Origin of the sequence: Nitratireductor sp. OM-1, assembly GCF_003296175.1 — a bacterium.
Taxonomy (GTDB): Bacteria; Pseudomonadota; Alphaproteobacteria; order Rhizobiales; family Rhizobiaceae; genus Nitratireductor; species Nitratireductor aquimarinus.
The window spans coordinates 3,503,651-3,519,837 of sequence record NZ_CP029208.1; the positions used below are offsets into that span (position 1 = coordinate 3,503,651).

The window sequence follows — 16,187 nt, forward strand, 5'->3', positions numbered from 1 at the left end:
GGGATTCGCAGGGCGGGCAAGACGAGTACGATGAAAGCTGAGGGAACGGACTTGGACACGGTGTTGGGCGCACCGCCCGCTGAGCTGCCGCCGCGCCGGCTGTCGCGCATCTTCCGCGACCTGGCAAAACGTGCAGAAGACAAGGTTTCCATCGGCGAAATCCGCCAGGCGCTCGGTGATCGCAGCTTTGCGACGCTTTTCGTGTTCTTCGCCTGCCTCAATCTCCTGCCCTTCCCGCCCGGCAGCACGGTGATCCTGGGACCGCCGCTGGTGCTGATTGCGATCCAGATGGTGATGGGCAACCGCACCGTCTGGCTGCCCAACTTCCTGCTCAACAAATCCATCGGGGCCGACAAGTTTCGCCATATGAGCGAGCGCTTCATTCCCCGGCTGATCCTCGTCGAACGGCTGATCAAGCCGCGTTACTGGCCGTTTGCGCGGGACCATGCAGACCGGGTCATCGGCCTCATTGCGCTGGTTCTCTCGATTGCGGTGACGCTGCCGATCCCGCTCGGCAACTGGTTCCCGGCCTTTTCCTGCGTGCTGGTGGGCCTCGCGCTTTCGGAGCGTGACGGCATCCTTCTCAGCATCGCCATCACATGCGGCGTGCTTTCGCTTCTGGTGATTGCCGGCGTCGTGGTCGGCGCCAGCATGATGGCCGGCGCCGTGATGCACTAGATCGCCCTGCTGCGTCCCACAGGACGCACAAGGGACGATCCGGACTATTGCCGTACCACCTTCTTCCACGTCGCATTTGAATGCGCGCGCGTCGCCCGCCAGCAAGCGGGCGCGCAATGCATTCGGCAATGCTGAAAACGGAGGAAGGAACAAGCGCTTATGGCCAATCTGATCGTGGTATACTGGCGTGATATCCCCGCGCAGGTGATCGTCCGGAAAGGACGGCAGAACGCCAGGCGCGAACTGCCGCTGCGCTTCACCGAGGCGATAGACATGTGCGCCATGCGGGTGGGCGCGCGCGACAGCGACGCCTATCTGGCCGAGTGGCGGCGCGGCGATCCGGTTTCCGTCAGCGACGATCTGGAGGCGGAAGCTGACAGAGCACTCGAAGCCATCGAGCGCGATTATGACAGGGCGCGCCTCGTGGCGCTCGTCAAGGCAGGCGGTCATGACGGGAAATGACAGCGCAAAAACGACCACGGTAACCCAGGCGACGCTGGTGAAGAAAACCCGCGAGCGGCTTGCCTACCGGCCGGCTGACGTGTCGCCGCTGCGGCGTGTGCAACGACGCTACACGATGCGGGGCTGGTCGGTTCGGCATGCGCGGTTTCTCGAATGGGTCTATGCGCGCTTCTCCAGCCTGTTTCTGGCGCTGCATCCGTTCTGGACCGCCGTCGGCTATGCGCGGGCTGAAAAGCCGGTGAAATTTGTCGAACGGCAGGTGAAGGGCCTGATGTTCGACTGCCGCATGTGCGGTCAGTGCATCCTCTCCTCCACTGGCATGTCGTGCCCGATGAACTGCCCGAAACAGTTGCGCAACGGCCCTTGCGGGGGCGTGCGGGCCAATGGGCACTGCGAGGTGGAGCCGGACATGCCCTGCGTGTGGGTGAAGGCCTGGGAAGGCGCACAGGCAATGCGGAATGGCGATGCGATCCTCGACGTGCAGAAGCCGGTGGATCAGTCACTGCGGGAGAGCTCGGCCTGGCTGCGGGTGACAGCGCGGGCCGCACAGGAACGCGAAAATGCAGCCGGCAGCAGTGCCGCATGAGCCCGCGCCCGCCGCAGATCGACGAGAACCCCGAAGGCGTCGACCTGCCGCTGGAGCCCCTGCCCGGCCACGCCTCACGCGGGCGGCTGGAACGCGTTCTGCGGCGCGGAGAGTTTGCAGTGACAGCGGAGCTGAACCCGCCCGACAGCGCCAATGCGCAGGATGTCTATGAGCGGGCGGCGATCTTCGATGGCTGGGTGGACGGCATCAACGCGGTGGATGCATCGGGCGCGAACTGCCACATGTCGTCCATGGGCATCTGCGCGCTGCTGACGCGCATGGGCTACGCCACCATCATGCAGATCGCCTGCCGCGACCGCAACCGCATCGCCATTCAGGGCGACGTGCTGGGGGCCGCCGCCATGGGCGTGAGCAACATCATGTGCCTGACGGGCGATGGCGTGCAGGCGGGCGATCAGCCGGGCGCAAAACCCGTGTTTGACCTCGACTGCATGTCGCTTCTGGAAACCGTGCGGACCATGCGCGACGAGGAGAAATTCCTGTCGGGCCGCAGGCTCACCACGCCGCCGGCGGTGTTTCTCGGCGCAGCCATCAATCCCTTCGCCCCGCCATACGATTTTCGCCCGCAGCGGCTCGCCAAGAAGATCGCCGCCGGCGCGCAGTTCGTGCAGAGCCAGTATTGCTACGATGTGCCGATGCTGAGGGAATACATGAAGCGCGTGCGCGACATGGGGCTTGATGAAAAATGCTTCATCCTTGTGGGTGTCGGCCCGCTCGCATCGGCAAAGACGGCGCGCTGGATCCGCACCAATGTGCCGGGCGTGCACATTCCCGACACCGTGATCGCGCGGCTTGAAGGGGCCGAAAACCAAAAAGAGGAAGGCAAGCGCCTGTGCATCGACATCATCAATGAGGTGAAGGAGATCGAGGGCGTTTCCGGCGTTCATGTCATGGCCTACCGGCAGGAGGAGTTCGTGGCCGAGATCGTGCATGATTCAGGCGTTCTGAAGGGCCGCAGGCCATGGAAGCGCGAACCCGGTCTGGACGATGCGCTGGTCGCCGAAAGGCTCGACCATATTCTGCATGACAACCCGAGCGAACGGCCCGTGGAGATGGTGAAAGACGCCAGCGAAACGAGTGTCGATACGAATTGAGATCATCGATCAGCGACATGAAGCGCGTTTCATGTCTCCCAGGAGGACAGTGAATGACCCGAACCATCGTCGCCTCTGCCACAAAGGAAGTCGTGATCGGCTTCGACCAGCCCTTTTGCGTGATCGGCGAGCGCATCAACCCGACCGGGCGCAAGAAGCTCGCCGCAGAGATGGTCGCAGGCAATTTCGAGACGGTGAAGAATGATGCGCTGGCGCAAGTTGCGGCCGGTGCAACCATGCTGGACGTGAATGCCGGTGTGACGGCGGTCGATCCCAACGCCACCGAACCCGGCCTTCTGGTGCAGACCCTGGAGATCGTGCAGGAGCTGGTGGACGTGCCGCTCTCCATCGACTCTTCCGTTTCCGCTGCCATCGAGGCCGGGCTCAGGGCTGCCAGGGGGCGTCCGCTGGTGAATTCGGTGACCGGCGAAGAAGAGAAGCTGGAAGCCATCCTGCCGCTGATCAAGAAGTACGATGTGCCGGTGGTCGCCATTTCCAATGACGAAACCGGCATTTCGGAAGATCCCGATGTGCGTTTCGAGGTGGCGAAGAAGATCGTCCAGCGCGCCGCCGATTTCGGCATTCCCGCGCATGACATCGTGGTCGATCCGCTGGTGATGCCGATCGGCGCCATGGGCACGGCCGGCCAGCAGGTGTTCCGGCTGCTCAGGCGGCTGCGCGAGGAATTGAAGGTGAACACCACCTGCGGGCTTTCCAACATCTCGTTCGGACTGCCGCACAGGCACGGCATCAATGCCGGTTTCATTCCGATGGTGATCGGGGCCGGCATGACGAGCGCCATCATGAACCCCTGCCGCCCGCAGGAAATGGAGATGGTGCGTGCGGCCAATGTGCTGAACGGCACGGACCCCAACTGCTCCCGCTGGATCATGACCTATCGCGACCATCAGCCAGCTGCGGCTGGAGCAGCGGCCCCCGCTGCAGCACCTGCCTCCGGCAGCGGGCGGCGGCGCGGCGGACGCGATGCGCGCCGCGCGCGGGAGTGAGATAACCTTGGACATACCGACATGCATAAGGGCATCGGACATGACACAGGCTCCCGGCATGCGGGGATGGCCATGAGCGACGACCCGCTCGTGCTCTTCATGCCGTCGGGCAAGCGCGGGCGCTTTCCCAAAGGCACGACAATTCTGGACGCGGCGCGACAGCTTGGCGTCTATGTGGAGAGCGTATGCGGTGGCCGCGCCACATGCGGGCGCTGCCAGATCGAGGTTCAGGAAGGCCAATTCGCAAAGCACAGGATCACGTCCTCCGAGGATCACATCTCGCCGGTCGGCCCGCGCGAGGCGCGCTATGCGGAGAAACGCGCCATGCCGGCGGGACGCCGCCTCTCCTGTTCGGCGACAGTCGAGGGCGATCTCGTCATCGACGTGCCGCAGGATGCCGTCATCAACGCGCAGGTGGTGCGCAAGGACGCCGACACCCGCATCATTGAGCGCCGCCCGGCAATGCACCTTTGCTATGTCGAGGTGGAAGAACCCGACATGCACAGGCCGCTCGGCGATCTCGACCGGCTGAAGGCAGCGCTCCAGATGGACTGGGGCTTTGGGCGCATGGAAGTGGATGCACACCTGCTGGCGCGGGTTCAGGGCATACTGCGCGCCGGCCAGTGGGCGGTCACCGCAGCCGTGCATCAGGATGCCGAAGACGACATTGCAAGGCTCGTGGCGCTGTGGCCGGGACTGAAGAACGAAGCCTATGGGCTTGCCTGCGACATCGGCTCCACGACCATCGCCATGCATCTCGTATCGCTTCTGTCGGGCCGCGTGGTGGCGTCTGCCGGCGCGTCGAACCCGCAGATCCGGTTTGGCGAAGACCTGATGAGCCGGGTTTCCTATGTGATGATGAACCCGGACGGGCGCGAGGCCATGACGCGCGCCGTGCGGCAGGAAATCTCGAAACTGGTGCAGAAAGTGGCGGACGATGGCGGCATCGAACGGCATGACATTCTCGATGCGGTGTTCGTCGCCAACCCCATCATGCACCACCTGTTTCTGGGGATCGACCCGACGGAGCTGGGCGGCGCGCCCTTCGCGCTGGCCGTGTCGGGCGCGGTGAAGCTCAAGGCCGACGATCTCAGGCTGAAGCTCAACCCCGGTGCGCGGACCTATCTCCTGCCCTGCATCGCCGGCCATGTGGGCGCAGACGCTTCTGCCGTGACGCTGGCGGAAGGCCCGCACCGGCAGGACGAGATGATGCTGATTGTCGATGTGGGCACCAATGCGGAGATCGTGCTTGGCAACCGGGCGCGCGTGGTGGCTGCCTCCTCGCCGACAGGCCCTGCCTTCGAGGGCGCCGAGATTTCCGCCGGCCAGCGCGCCGCCCCCGGCGCCATCGAGCGGGTGCGCATCGACCGCGAAACACTCGCTCCGCGCTATCGCGTCATCGGCTGCGATCTCTGGTCGGACGAGCCCGGCTTTGCCGAAGCGCTGGGCGAAACCGGCGTCACCGGCATTTGCGGTTCGGGCATCATTGAGGTGATTGCGGAGATGTATCTGAGCGGCATCATCTCGGAAGATGGCGTGGTGAACGGAGCACTGGCAGAGACGAACCCGCGCATCATCGCCGAGGGACGCACCTTCTCCTACGTTCTGAAGGAGAGCGGACCACGGCTGACCGTGACCCAGAACGATGTGCGGGCGATCCAGCTCGCCAAGGCCGCACTCTATGCAGGCATCAGGCTTTTGATGGAAAAGCAGGCAGTGGCGACGGTGGACACGATCCGTTTTGCCGGCGCATTCGGCTCCTTCATCGATCCGCTTTACGCCATGGTGCTGGGGCTCATTCCCGATTGCGACCCCGACCGGGTTTCAGCTGTGGGCAATGCTGCGGGCACCGGCGCGCGCATGGCCCTTTTGAACCGCGACCACCGGCGCGAAATCGAGGAGACGGTGCAGCGCATCGAAAAGATCGAGACGGCGCTGGAGCCGAAATTCCAGGAGCATTTCGTGCACGCCATGGCGCTGCCCAACAAGATCGACGCCTTTCCCAGGCTGGCCGAACGGGTGACCCTGCCGCCACGACAGCTGGCGGATGCGCAAAACGGCGATGGCGAAGCGCGCCCGCGCAGACGCTCACGCGAGGAGCGCGCGGCGCGGCGGCGGCGCGACTGAGTTTCAGCCGGGATCGACCGCCCGGAGCATGTCCGCAGTGATGGACTGACGCCAGCGGGCGCTTTCAGCCCAGGGATCAGGCCCGGAGAGACGTTCTGCCATGTCGGCAAGCGTGAAGGCGTTTGCGGCTTCGATGCTTTTCAGTTCCGCCCATGAAACGGGCGTCGCCACCGGCGCGCCGGGCCTTGCCCGTGTCGAATAGGGGGCGATGGCGGTTGCGGCGCGCTCATTGCGCAGCCAGTCGACAAAGACCCGCCCTGTCCGTTTCTCTTTGGAGGCTTCCGCCAGAAAGCGATCCGGCTCGTCCTTCGACAGTTTGCGCGCGAAGCCACGTGCAAAACGCTTCCCATCGGGCCATTCGCGCCGGCGCTCCAGCGGCGCGACCACGTGAATACCCTTGCCGCCGGTCAGGAGCGGCTGACTTTCAAGGCCGAGATCAGAAAGCCGCGTGCGCACGGCGAAGGCGGCGCTGCGAACGGCAGCGAAATCCAGTTCTTCATCCGGATCGAGATCGAAAACCAGCCGGTCCGGCGCGTCGAGACGGTCGATGCGCGATCCCCAGATATGGAACTCCAGCGTGCTCATCTGCACGGCGGCGATGATTCCGGCGAGATCGTCAATGTGGAGATAGTGGTCGCGCTCACCGCTCTTTTCGGTAATCTCCATGCGCCCGACCGCTTCGGGAAAGCCCTTGCCGCCATGGCGCTGGAAGAAGCAGGGACTGCCCTGCCCGTCCGGGCAGCGCACGAGGCTGACGAGGCGCTTTTCAACATGCGGGAGCATGCGTCCTGCGACACGCTCATAATGGCGCGCCAGATCCAGCTTGCTGACGCCGGCCTCGCCAAACAGCGCCTTGTCGGGGCTGGAGAGCGCAATGCCGGCAAGCTGCGGCCGATCATCCGAACGCATCGTATATGGCCTCCCCGTGTTCAGGCCCGATTGTCCTCCACGAAGGCATCGAAGGTGGAGCGGATGTGGTCGGCTGCGGCCTTTACCGGCGCGGAAGCGTCGGGCGCGACGACCATGCCGATGTGATAGTTGCCAAGTTTCGGCAGCCCGTCCTTGACGCCCAGTTCCACCAGATCTCCGTGCAGGAAGGATTTGGGAAGCGGCGCGATGGCGAGATCGGAAAGGATGGCGGCGCGCTGGCCCGCCGTATGGGCGCTCATATAGGCGATGCGATAATCGCGGCCGTCTTTTTCCATGGCCTTCAGCGCGCCGGCGCGCCAGGCGCAGCCCTCTTCCCAGATGGAGAGCGGCAAAGGCTCGCGCAGATGGGCGCTTCCGCCCTTTGCGCCGGCCCAGACGATGGGCTCGGTGTAGACGATCTGCACCCCGTTTTCAGCGGAGTCGTCCGTGCATGTGAGAAGGGTGAGATCAAGTTGCCGGTTGGCCATGCGCTTGCGCAGATTGAAGCTCTGGTCGATGACCACGTCAACGGCAATGGCAGGATGGGTTTCTGCAAAACGCTTCAGGACGTTTGGCAGGATGCGCTCGCCGTAATCGTCCGGCGATCCTAATCGTACGATGCCGCTGATGTCGGGCATGACGAATTTCGAGACGGCTTCACGGTTTAACGCCAGGAGCCTTCTGGCGTAGCTTAATAATAACTCGCCGTCAGAGGTGAGCGATACCGAACGCGCGTCACGCACGAAGACCGAGCGCCCGAGCATGTCCTCAAGCTTCTTGATCTGCATGGAAACCGCCGATGGCGTGCGGAAGACGGCGTTGGACGCCGCAGTGAAACTGCCCGTTTCCGCAATCGCGACGAAGGTTCGCAGAACGTCCAGTTCCAATAAGGGAACGGGATGATTGACGGGAGCGTTCATGGCGTTCTCCATTCAATAACTTTGAACGAAAGCATCATTCGATTGTGTTTGATTGAACATCAACCTTGCGGCATAGTCAACAGCGTCAGGCAACGACGAGAGGCGAAAGCCAACCAAAGGAGAAGACGATGTCTGTTTTCACACGCGTCAATCATTTTGTCCGTCACTACCGCACAGCCCTCAACCGCCGCCGCACGGAGCGTCTGATCGGCACATTGCCGGCAGAGATCCGCAAGGATATCGGCTGGCCCAGCCACTATACGGGCCTTCAATCGGATGGTCAGGACAACCGCGGCATCTCGCGGTTCTGAACAACGGGGCATCAAACAGGAGTGCGTTCAATGATATCGCTGGGAAAAGCCCTCAAAGCGGTGCGTGATTTCGCGATTGAATTCGACGCAATGACGCATCATGCAAAATACGGCCTCCGTCCAACGGAGAAGAAGAACGCGTCGTCGACCAGACACGCGGACTGAGATGGCCAAATCCGCCACGCGCTTAGTTGCACCCGCAGCCAGACCATCCCTGCATTGAAAGACCCCGGCCAAACCACCGGGGTCTTTTTTGTCTCCGGTGGCGCTGAGAACACGACGATTTCGCCGGAAATGTCGTTTTCCCGGCGGAGCGCTTCGCATTTCCCATGCAACAGCGCCCGCGCAGCGGTTAGTTTCCCGCCATCGAACGAGCGACCCCATTCCATCACGCATGGAAGGCGCCCGGTGAGAGCCGACTGTCTTTCGATATTGCTGTTTCCATGGAGCGCAGGATGAAGCTTTTCGCACGCATTTTCCGCCGCAGGCGGGTTTCCAATCCGAACACGGTTTTCGCACGCCAGCGGCTTGGCAGGACCATGCCCGGCGAAACCGGCGCGCTGGCCGGCACGCGTTTCGGATTTCTGGTGAACTGAGTTCCCCGGCCCAGTTACCCCATCCGTTTCAGAGCCACCGTCCGACACGCGGAACGGTGGCTTTTTCGTTCTACCGTTTAAGAATTCGCCACGAAACAGTTGGGTTGGGCGTACATAAAGCTGGGACTGCCCGCGCCTGCCGCATTGACAGAAAACCCTTTTCCTGATGACGCTTTGACGACAGCAGCATGATGAGGAGAGAGCATCATGCGTGATCGGGAGGCAATATGGCGGAAGAGCATAGCTGCAAGCGGTCCATTGTTTTCTTTCTGATCCCCGACTTCACCATGATGGCGTTTGCCGCGGCGCTTGAGCCGTTGCGCGCCGCCAACCGCATGGCGGGCTACGCGGCCTATCAATGGCGGCTGGCGAGTGCCGATGGCCTGCCGGTGCGCGCATCGAACGGTGTTGAAGTGGCCGTCAGCTCATCATTGGCCGATGAACGGCGTATGATGACCGGCCATGAACGCCCCTCGATGGTGATCGTGTGCAGCGGCCTCAATGTCGAGGATTACAGCGACAAGACCGTGTTTGCCTGGCTGCGCGAGGAATACAATCGCGGTGTGACCCTGGGCGGGCTTTGCACGGCCGCCCATGTGCTCGCCAGCGCCGGCCTTCTGACCGACAGGCGCTGCGCGATCCATTGGGAGAACCTGCCGGGCTTTGCAGAAAAGTTCCCGCGCGCCAATGTCTATGCGGATCTGTTCGAAACCGAAGCGAACATCTACACCTGCGCCGGCGGCACCGCCGCCATGGACATGATGCTCAAACTGATCGGGGAGGATTTTGACGAAAACCTGATCAACCGTGTCTGCGAGCAGTTACTCACCGACCGGGTGCGCAGTCCTTCGGATCGCCAGCGCCTGCCGCTGAGAGCCCGGCTCGGCGTTCAGAACTCGAAGGTTCTGACCATTATCGAACTGATGGAGGCCAATCTCTCCGAGCCGCTTTCGCTGGTGCAGGTGGCGGAGACTGTCGGGCTTTCCCGCCGCCAGATCGAGCGGCTTTTCCGGCAGGAGATGGGACGCTCCCCGGCGCGCTATTATCTCGAAATCCGGCTCGACCGCGCGCGGCATCTCCTCATCCAGTCTTCCCTGCCGGTGGTGGAGGTGGCGGTCGCCTGCGGCTTCGTCTCGGCATCGCATTTCTCCAAATGCTACCGCGAACTCTACGCGCGCTCGCCGCAACAGGAGCGCGCCGACCGAAAGCAGCTTCTGGTCGCCTGAGCGAAAAAATCCGCCGGGCGTGTCGGATCGGGCCGCTCTCATTCGTTTCTCGAACATCAGAAGCAGGAGACACAGCGATGACCGAGACAATCGACGTAAAGCCCGAAACCGAACATGAACTGGTGCTGGCGCGCATCATCGCAGCGCCGCGCGAAAAGATTTTCCGCGCCTGGACCGATCCGGAAATCCTGAAACAATGGTTCGTGCCGAAACCATGGACCATTGCCAGGGCCGAGCTCGATGTGCGTCCGGGTGGCAAATCGCTGATCGTGATGCGCGATCCGGAGGGAAACGAATATCCCAATCCCGGCGTCTTTCTTGAGGTGGTGGAGAACGAGAAGATCGTGACCACCGACGCCTACACCGATGCGTGGACGCCTGCGGCCAAACCCTTCATGACCATGATCCTGACGCTTGAAGATGCGGGCGAAGGAAAGACCCGCTACATTGCCCGCGCCCTCCACTGGTCTGCCGAAGACGTCGCAGCGCATGAGAAGATGGGGTTTCACGAAGGCTGGGGCCAATGTGCAGAACAGCTGGAAGAGGTCGCCGCAAGACTCTGAAACGACTCACGGATCGGTCCACATCCAGGAGCGGTCCTGCCACATCTTTTCGCCGATCAGGCAATCATAGATGTCGTGATAGCGGGCGCGGATCACCGGTGGGCGCTCGCCGGGCGCGCCGGCCAGCTCCAGAACCAGCTTTCGCCGGATCGCCTCGGGAAACTGCGCCCATTCATTGACCGGCACCACAAAAGCACCCGGCCCGCCAATCACGCATTCGCGGTAATAGGTGTCCAGATCCTCGACATCGAAACGGGTGGTGAGCCCGCCATTGGTCATGAGCGGCAGGCCATTGATGGTTATGCCGAGCGCCACCAGCCGGTCGCGGGCCGGAACGACCGGGCCGCCCTGATTGTTGGGGCCGTCGCCGGAAATGTCGACCACGCGCCGCAGGCTGCGAAAACCGCTTTCGGCCAGAAGATCGCCGGCGAAATCGAGCGCACCTGAAATCGAGGTGCGCCGCGCGCTGCCGGGCGGATTGGACGAGAGACGGGCAGCGAAGCCGGCCGCGTCTTCGACGGAAGCGATGCGGGTCCAGGGCACGACAACCCGCTGCGAGTAGTTGCCCGCCCATTCGAAATAGGTGACCGCGATCTTGCCGTGCAGGCCGCTCAAAATGGCCTTGATGACGTCTTCATGGGTCATGGCCTCGGCATAGCCGCGCCGCTGGATCTCCAGCTCGCCCGCCGACATGGAAAGGGAGACATCCACGGCGAGGACGAGCTGGACATCGACAGCCTCCTGCGCATCTGCGGGCCGGTTGCCCGCAAGAAGAGCACAAGAGAGCGCCAGGAGAGCGGCCAGAAAACCGCCATCCGTGAAGCGCCGGGGCTTTGACGAAATGGACATGCCCCAGTTTAAACCATGCACAGGGCATCAAAAATCAGGCAATTGGACGTAGTCGCCTAACAACTCGGCTGGATCGCCGTGCGTCCATTTGGACGCACAAAGAATGATCTACATCATTGAAGGAGCATCCGTGTAACCGAAAACCGGATTCCACTTTTCCATCCAATGCTCCTGATCGCTGCGTAAAAAGAAGCGCGCTGATGACGCGCTTTCTTCCAGATTTATTCAACCATCGGTTCGCAGTGCGGCATTCTCCGGGTCGAACGGGCTTTCGCCAATCACCCGGGCCGGATGCAGATCACCAAGTATCCTGATCTCCAGTTCCGTGCCGTCGGCCGCATGTTCCGGGCGCACCATGGCGAGCGCCAGGCTCTTGCCGACGCGCCAGCCATAGCCGCCATGGGTGGCGCGCCCCACCAGTTCACCGGCCCTGTAGATCGCCTCATTGCCGCGCGCATCGGCATCGCGCACGCCGCCGATTTCCAGCGTGACATAGTTCCAGCCAAGCCCCTCATCGCGCTGCTTGAGCAGAGCCTCACGGCCAATGAAATCGCCCTTGTCCGGGTGCACGAAACGGTCGAGCCCGCTTTCCCACGCCGTGTATTCGATGGAGAGTTCGCGCGGGATCAGGCGATAACTCTTCTCGATGGCCATGGAAGTCATGGCGCGGATGCCAAAGGGGCGAATGCCAAACGCTGCACCGGCCTCCATGATGAGATCGAAGATAAGGTTCTGCTGCTCGATGGGATGGTGCAGCTCCCAGCCCAGCTCGCCGACGAAATTCACGCGCAGCGCATGGGCGCTCGCCCGGCCAATGGAGACCGGCTTTCCCGACAGCCACGGGAAGTCCGCATTGGAAAGCCCGGTGCGGGTGAGCTTTGCCAGAACATCACGGCTTTTCGGGCCGGCAAGAACGAAGACGCCATATTGCTGCGTGATCGGTTGCAGGAGGACCGAGCCATCGTCAGGCAGAAGCTTGAACAGCACGTCGTGGTCATGCGCCTCGTAAGCGCCGGCGGAGACCAGATAGAAACGGCCGGGCTTCCACTCATAAACGGTGAACTCGGACCGCACGCCGCCATTCTTCGTCAAGAGATGGCAGAGCGCCACACGGCCACGCTTCTTTGGAATACGGTTGGCAAAAATACTGTCGAGCCAGGCCCTTGCGCCCGATCCCGAAACCTCGATCTTGGCGAAGGCCGACATGTCGAGCAGGCCGACATTCTCGTGCACGTTTTTCACTTCACTGCCGACATGCTCGAAATAGTTGGAGCGGCGGAAGGACCATTTCTCCACCACGCGGCCATCTTCAAGCGCCGGCGCATGATTGTGTTTGAGAAGCACATCCGCACCGACGCCAAGGTCGTTTTCGGGGACTTCATAGCCCTCGGGCGCGAACCAGTTGGGCCGCTCCCAGCCATAGACGGAACCGAACACGGCTCCCAGCGCCTTCATCCGGTCATAGCTCGGCGAGGTCTTGAGCGGACGCGCCGCCGAACGCTCCTCGTCGGGATAGTGAACGGTGAAGACATTGGCATAGGCCTCCTCGTTTTTCTCGCGCAGATAGCCCTCGGTGGCGTAGGGACCGAAACGGCGCGGGTCGACGCCCATCATGTCGATGGAGGGTTCTCCCTCAACAATCCATTCGGCAAGCTGCCAGCCTGCGCCGCCAGCCGCCGTGACGCCGAAGGAATGGCCCTCATTCAGCCAGAAATTCTTGAGCCCCGGCGCGGGGCCGATGATGGGAGAGCCGTCGGGCGTATAGGCGATGGCGCCATTGTAGATCTTCTTGATACCCACCTCGCCGAAGGCCGGAACACGCTCGATCGCCGTCTCCACATAGGGCATGAGACGTTCCAGATCTTCCTGAAACAGCTCGTATTCGCTGTCGTCGGTCGGGCCATCCACATAGCAGCAGGGCGCGCCGACCTCGTAAGGCCCAAGCAGGAGGCCGCCATTCTCCTCACGCATGTACCAGGAGGAATCGCTCTCGCGCAGGACGCCCATTTCCGGCAGGCCTTCCTTCTTGCGCGCGACAATGGCCGGATGCGGTTCGGTGACGATGTATTGGTGCTCGACCGGGATCACCGGCACGTCGAGCCCGACCATGGCCCCGGTCCTGCGGGCAAAATTGCCGGTGCAGGAGATAACGTGCTCGCAGGCAATCTCGCCCTTGTCGGTGGTGACCGTCCATGCCCCGTCATCGCCCTGCGCAATCGCCGTGACGGCGGTGTTGCGATAGATGGTTGCGCCGAGATCCCGCGCGCCCTTGGCGAGCGCCTGCGTCAGATCGGCAGGCTGGATATAGCCATCGTCGGGATGCTGGATCGCGCCAAGGAGCCCGTCGGTCTCGCAAAGCGGCCAGATCTCCTTCACCTGTTCGGGCGTCAGGATGTTGACCGGAATGCCGATGGTTTCGGCAATGCCGGCATAGTACATGTACTCGTCCCAGCGATCCTTCGTGCGCGCCAGACGAATGTTGGAGCATTGGGTGAAACCGACATTCATGCCGGTCTCCTCCTGAAGCTCCTGATAGAATTTCACCGAGTATTTGTGAATCTGGCCGACCGAGTAGCTCATGTTGAACAGCGGCAGCAGGCCGGCGGCATGCCAGGTGGAGCCGGAAGTGAGTTCCTTGCGCTCGACCAGAACGACGTCCGACCAGCCCTTTTTGGCAAGATGATAGAGCGTGGACACGCCCACCACCCCACCGCCGATGACAACCGCCCGCGCCTTCGTCTTCATGGTCTCTCACTCCCTCGATCGCATTCCGGCCAACCGCGCAGGCAGGCTGGATGACACCCATGATCCGAAACGATCCTAGTCCGCCAAAGTCTTTGCCTCTTTGCCTGAATGCGACATTGCCGAAACGGCGCGCGCCATTAAGCAAAAGCGCCAATCAGACTGCCAGATTAACTTCTTCTGATCGCCTCTTCTGTAGAAACGACGCGACGACAGGCAGAAGGCACCCCGGGGGCACGACATGGCAACGGCAGTAGAACACGGCACGGCGGCAGGACGGCGCATGCGCCTGACAAGTCCGATCGCCATCCTCGGCATGACGGCCATCGCCATGGCAGTCGTTTTGATGCTGCCGCTCAACGTGCCCATCGGGCCGATGTACTGGGATCTCTTCATCTATTTCGATGCGGCCAACCGGATCTTTTCCGGGCAGGTTCCGGCAACCGATTTCTTCGCGCCTGTGGGACCGCTCGGCTATTATCTGTTCGCCGGCGGCGTGAAACTCTTCTCGAACGCCCAGCCGCTGCTTCTGGTGCACTGGTCGCTCTTCGTTGTGACGGCGCCGCTGATGGCGCTGGCGCTGTGGCAGGTCGACAGGACGTCACGCGGTGTCTCTCTGGCGCTGCTCCTGCCCTTCCTCGCCTTTGCCGTTCTGCCCTTCAACACACGCGAGTTCTATCCGTTCCCGGGTTCGGACGGGTTCGCCGTCTACAACCGGCAGATCTGTCAGCTTCTCTATGTGCTGACGGTGGCGCTGGTTTATCTGCGCGACCAGCGCCTGCTGCTCATCTCCATCGTGGCAGGCATGACGGCGCTGTTCCTGACCAAGATCACCGGCTTTGCCTCAGGCGGCATTCTGTGCGCCTTCGCCTTTGCGGCAGGGCGCGTGCAGCTGCGCACGGCCATCGCCTCGGCGCTGATCTTCTTCGCCATTCTGGGCGTTCTGCAACTGTGGAACGGCATCACCCTCGCCTATATCAACGATATTCTGGCGCTCGTGGTGATGAACGAGGGCAGCCTCCTGCCCCGCTTCCTGCAAGCGGCATCGCACACATTCGGCATCGTGGTGCCGGCGGGGCTTCTGGCGCTGTTCCTGCTCTACCGGGACCGCACGACACTCACAGAAACCCTGCGCGGCAAGCCGCGCCTTCAGGCCATTGCCGGCTTCCTCGATCATGACGCTTTCTGGATCATGGTCGTGCTTTTTGCTGGCATCTTCTTCGAGACGCAGAACACCGGCAGCCAGGCGCTGATCTTCATTTGGCCGGTGCTTCTGCCGGTCCTGATGCGGCTCTGGCAGAGCGATGCACCGCGCAGCGCCTTCATCGCCGCCGGCCTGCTTGCCGCCGCTGCAGCACTTCCGCCGCTGGTGAACACCACAGAGCGGGCCGCACGTACCTATGTCGGCGCGATCAAGAACGTGACGATGCCAAGCGAAAACCTGAAGACGCTTGGCCGCCTCAACATGCGTCCGGAAATCCTCGCACGGGCGGAGAAGATGATGGGCTTTTACGCGAAGCATCGCGAGACCTATGCGGACTTCATCCGCATTCAGGAACTGCCCTCCTATGTGTTCTACTCGGAATTCGATTTCCAGATCGCGCATCTGATGGCCATCGACGAGGCCATCACCGCGATCCGCGAACTGGAGGCGGAACAGGGCGTTACCTTCGACACGGTCATGAACCTCAATTTCGTGAACCCCTTCCCCTGGCTGATGGACAGGGAAGCGCCGCGGCACGTCTCCATCGGCGCGGACCCGACCCGCACCGTGCCGCCGCCCGACGCCGAGGCGCTGAAGGCGGTGCGCGAGGCCGATCTCATTCTGCACCCCACCTGCCCGCTGACGACCGCAAATGCAGACCTTCTGGCGCTCTACGCGCCCGCCATTAAGGACCATGAGCAGATCACGCTCAATGAGTGTTTCGACGCCTATCTGAGCCCGCTTATGGCGGACCGGATCGAATAGGCCCGGCAGTTTTCTTCAAAACTGGGCGCAGGCCCCTCATCCGCCTGCCGGCACCTTCTCCCCGCTCGCGGGGAGAAGGAGGCGTTGCTGTTGTTCAGTGCCAAGCGCTGCCGTCCCAACCGCCGCA

15 protein-coding genes are annotated in these 16,187 nt (G+C 62.4%); 11 read left to right on the forward strand and 4 right to left on the reverse strand.

Features of this window, described 5'->3' with window-relative positions; all coding sequences use genetic code 11:
• Window positions 1-60: 60 nt before the first annotated feature.
• The 6 genes from DEJ54_RS16750 (at window position 61) to DEJ54_RS16775 (ending at window position 5,975) form a co-directional block, all read left to right on the forward strand.
• Window positions 61-678 (forward strand): exopolysaccharide biosynthesis protein, encoded by a 618-nt coding sequence (locus tag DEJ54_RS16750; RefSeq protein WP_224873593.1) that lies wholly within the window; start codon window positions 61-63, stop codon window positions 676-678.
• A 159-nt stretch (window positions 679-837) separates the two neighbouring features.
• Complete coding sequence (locus DEJ54_RS16755) at window positions 838-1,140, forward strand: virulence factor (RefSeq protein ID WP_113155556.1); 303 nt, start codon at window positions 838-840, stop codon at window positions 1,138-1,140.
• Entirely contained in the window at window positions 1,127-1,726 is a 600-nt protein-coding gene (locus DEJ54_RS16760; RefSeq protein WP_113155557.1) for a methylenetetrahydrofolate reductase C-terminal domain-containing protein, read from the forward strand. The genes DEJ54_RS16755 and DEJ54_RS16760 overlap by 14 nt, the downstream gene beginning before the upstream one ends.
• Window positions 1,723-2,841, forward strand: coding sequence for a methylenetetrahydrofolate reductase (locus tag DEJ54_RS16765; protein WP_113155558.1), 1,119 nt, complete (start codon window positions 1,723-1,725; stop codon window positions 2,839-2,841). Before DEJ54_RS16760 ends, DEJ54_RS16765 begins: the two co-directional genes overlap by 4 nt.
• A 53-nt stretch (window positions 2,842-2,894) precedes the next feature.
• On the forward strand, window positions 2,895-3,848 hold the full coding sequence (locus tag DEJ54_RS16770) for a methyltetrahydrofolate cobalamin methyltransferase (RefSeq protein WP_113155559.1): 954 nt from the start codon (window positions 2,895-2,897) through the stop codon (window positions 3,846-3,848).
• A 72-nt stretch (window positions 3,849-3,920) separates the two neighbouring features.
• Complete coding sequence (locus tag DEJ54_RS16775; RefSeq protein WP_204360825.1) at window positions 3,921-5,975, forward strand: ASKHA domain-containing protein; 2,055 nt, start codon at window positions 3,921-3,923, stop codon at window positions 5,973-5,975.
• A 3-nt stretch (window positions 5,976-5,978) separates the two neighbouring features.
• On the opposite strand, the gene ligD is transcribed toward DEJ54_RS16775, so the two are convergent.
• Both ligD and DEJ54_RS16785 read right to left on the reverse strand, forming a co-directional pair.
• Entirely contained in the window at window positions 5,979-6,884 is a 906-nt protein-coding gene (gene ligD, locus DEJ54_RS16780; RefSeq protein ID WP_113155561.1) for a non-homologous end-joining DNA ligase, read from the reverse strand.
• A 20-nt stretch (window positions 6,885-6,904) separates the two neighbouring features.
• Window positions 6,905-7,804, reverse strand: coding sequence for a LysR substrate-binding domain-containing protein (locus DEJ54_RS16785; RefSeq protein WP_113156360.1), 900 nt, complete (start codon window positions 7,802-7,804; stop codon window positions 6,905-6,907).
• 128 nt (window positions 7,805-7,932) lie between these two features.
• Between DEJ54_RS16785 and DEJ54_RS16790 the strand changes: the two genes are divergently transcribed.
• From DEJ54_RS16790 to DEJ54_RS16800, 4 genes are all read left to right on the forward strand, one after another.
• On the forward strand, window positions 7,933-8,115 hold the full coding sequence (locus tag DEJ54_RS16790; RefSeq protein WP_113155562.1) for a hypothetical protein: 183 nt from the start codon (window positions 7,933-7,935) through the stop codon (window positions 8,113-8,115).
• Between the two features lie 455 nt (window positions 8,116-8,570).
• Entirely contained in the window at window positions 8,571-8,711 is a 141-nt protein-coding gene (locus tag DEJ54_RS23415) for a hypothetical protein (RefSeq protein ID WP_204360826.1), read from the forward strand.
• A gap of 227 nt (window positions 8,712-8,938) precedes the next feature.
• Window positions 8,939-9,937, forward strand: coding sequence for a GlxA family transcriptional regulator (locus DEJ54_RS16795; protein WP_113155563.1), 999 nt, complete (start codon window positions 8,939-8,941; stop codon window positions 9,935-9,937).
• A 77-nt stretch (window positions 9,938-10,014) separates the two neighbouring features.
• Entirely contained in the window at window positions 10,015-10,500 is a 486-nt protein-coding gene (locus tag DEJ54_RS16800; protein ID WP_113155564.1) for an SRPBCC family protein, read from the forward strand.
• 6 nt (window positions 10,501-10,506) lie between these two features.
• On the opposite strand, the gene DEJ54_RS16805 is transcribed toward DEJ54_RS16800, so the two are convergent.
• Entirely contained in the window at window positions 10,507-11,349 is an 843-nt protein-coding gene (locus tag DEJ54_RS16805; RefSeq protein WP_113155565.1) for a DUF1194 domain-containing protein, read from the reverse strand.
• Window positions 11,350-11,574: 225 nt separating this feature from the next.
• Window positions 11,575-14,094 (reverse strand): FAD-dependent oxidoreductase, encoded by a 2,520-nt coding sequence (locus DEJ54_RS16810; RefSeq protein ID WP_113155566.1) that lies wholly within the window; start codon window positions 14,092-14,094, stop codon window positions 11,575-11,577.
• A 238-nt stretch (window positions 14,095-14,332) separates the two neighbouring features.
• Here DEJ54_RS16810 and DEJ54_RS16815 point away from each other — a divergent pair, with 238 nt between their 5' ends.
• Window positions 14,333-16,060, forward strand: coding sequence for a hypothetical protein (locus tag DEJ54_RS16815; RefSeq protein ID WP_113155567.1), 1,728 nt, complete (start codon window positions 14,333-14,335; stop codon window positions 16,058-16,060).
• The last annotated feature ends 127 nt before the right edge of the window (window positions 16,061-16,187 follow it).

Coding starts and splice junctions, on each gene's coding strand:
- DEJ54_RS16755 (WP_113155556.1), top strand. CDS start 838: ATGGCCAATCTGATCGTGGTATACTGGCGTGATATCCCCGCGCAGGTG.
- DEJ54_RS16760 (WP_113155557.1), top strand. CDS start 1,127: ATGACGGGAAATGACAGCGCAAAAACGACCACGGTAACCCAGGCGACG.
- DEJ54_RS16765 (WP_113155558.1), top strand. CDS start 1,723: ATGAGCCCGCGCCCGCCGCAGATCGACGAGAACCCCGAAGGCGTCGAC.
- DEJ54_RS16770 (WP_113155559.1), top strand. CDS start 2,895: ATGACCCGAACCATCGTCGCCTCTGCCACAAAGGAAGTCGTGATCGGC.
- DEJ54_RS16775 (WP_204360825.1), top strand. CDS start 3,921: ATGAGCGACGACCCGCTCGTGCTCTTCATGCCGTCGGGCAAGCGCGGG.
- ligD (WP_113155561.1), bottom strand. CDS start 6,884: ATGCGTTCGGATGATCGGCCGCAGCTTGCCGGCATTGCGCTCTCCAGC.
- DEJ54_RS16785 (WP_113156360.1), bottom strand. CDS start 7,804: ATGAACGCTCCCGTCAATCATCCCGTTCCCTTATTGGAACTGGACGTT.
- DEJ54_RS16790 (WP_113155562.1), top strand. CDS start 7,933: ATGTCTGTTTTCACACGCGTCAATCATTTTGTCCGTCACTACCGCACA.
- DEJ54_RS23415 (WP_204360826.1), top strand. CDS start 8,571: ATGAAGCTTTTCGCACGCATTTTCCGCCGCAGGCGGGTTTCCAATCCG.
- DEJ54_RS16795 (WP_113155563.1), top strand. CDS start 8,939: ATGGCGGAAGAGCATAGCTGCAAGCGGTCCATTGTTTTCTTTCTGATC.
- DEJ54_RS16800 (WP_113155564.1), top strand. CDS start 10,015: ATGACCGAGACAATCGACGTAAAGCCCGAAACCGAACATGAACTGGTG.
- DEJ54_RS16805 (WP_113155565.1), bottom strand. CDS start 11,349: ATGTCCATTTCGTCAAAGCCCCGGCGCTTCACGGATGGCGGTTTTCTG.
- DEJ54_RS16810 (WP_113155566.1), bottom strand. CDS start 14,094: ATGAAGACGAAGGCGCGGGCGGTTGTCATCGGCGGTGGGGTGGTGGGC.
- DEJ54_RS16815 (WP_113155567.1), top strand. CDS start 14,333: ATGGCAACGGCAGTAGAACACGGCACGGCGGCAGGACGGCGCATGCGC.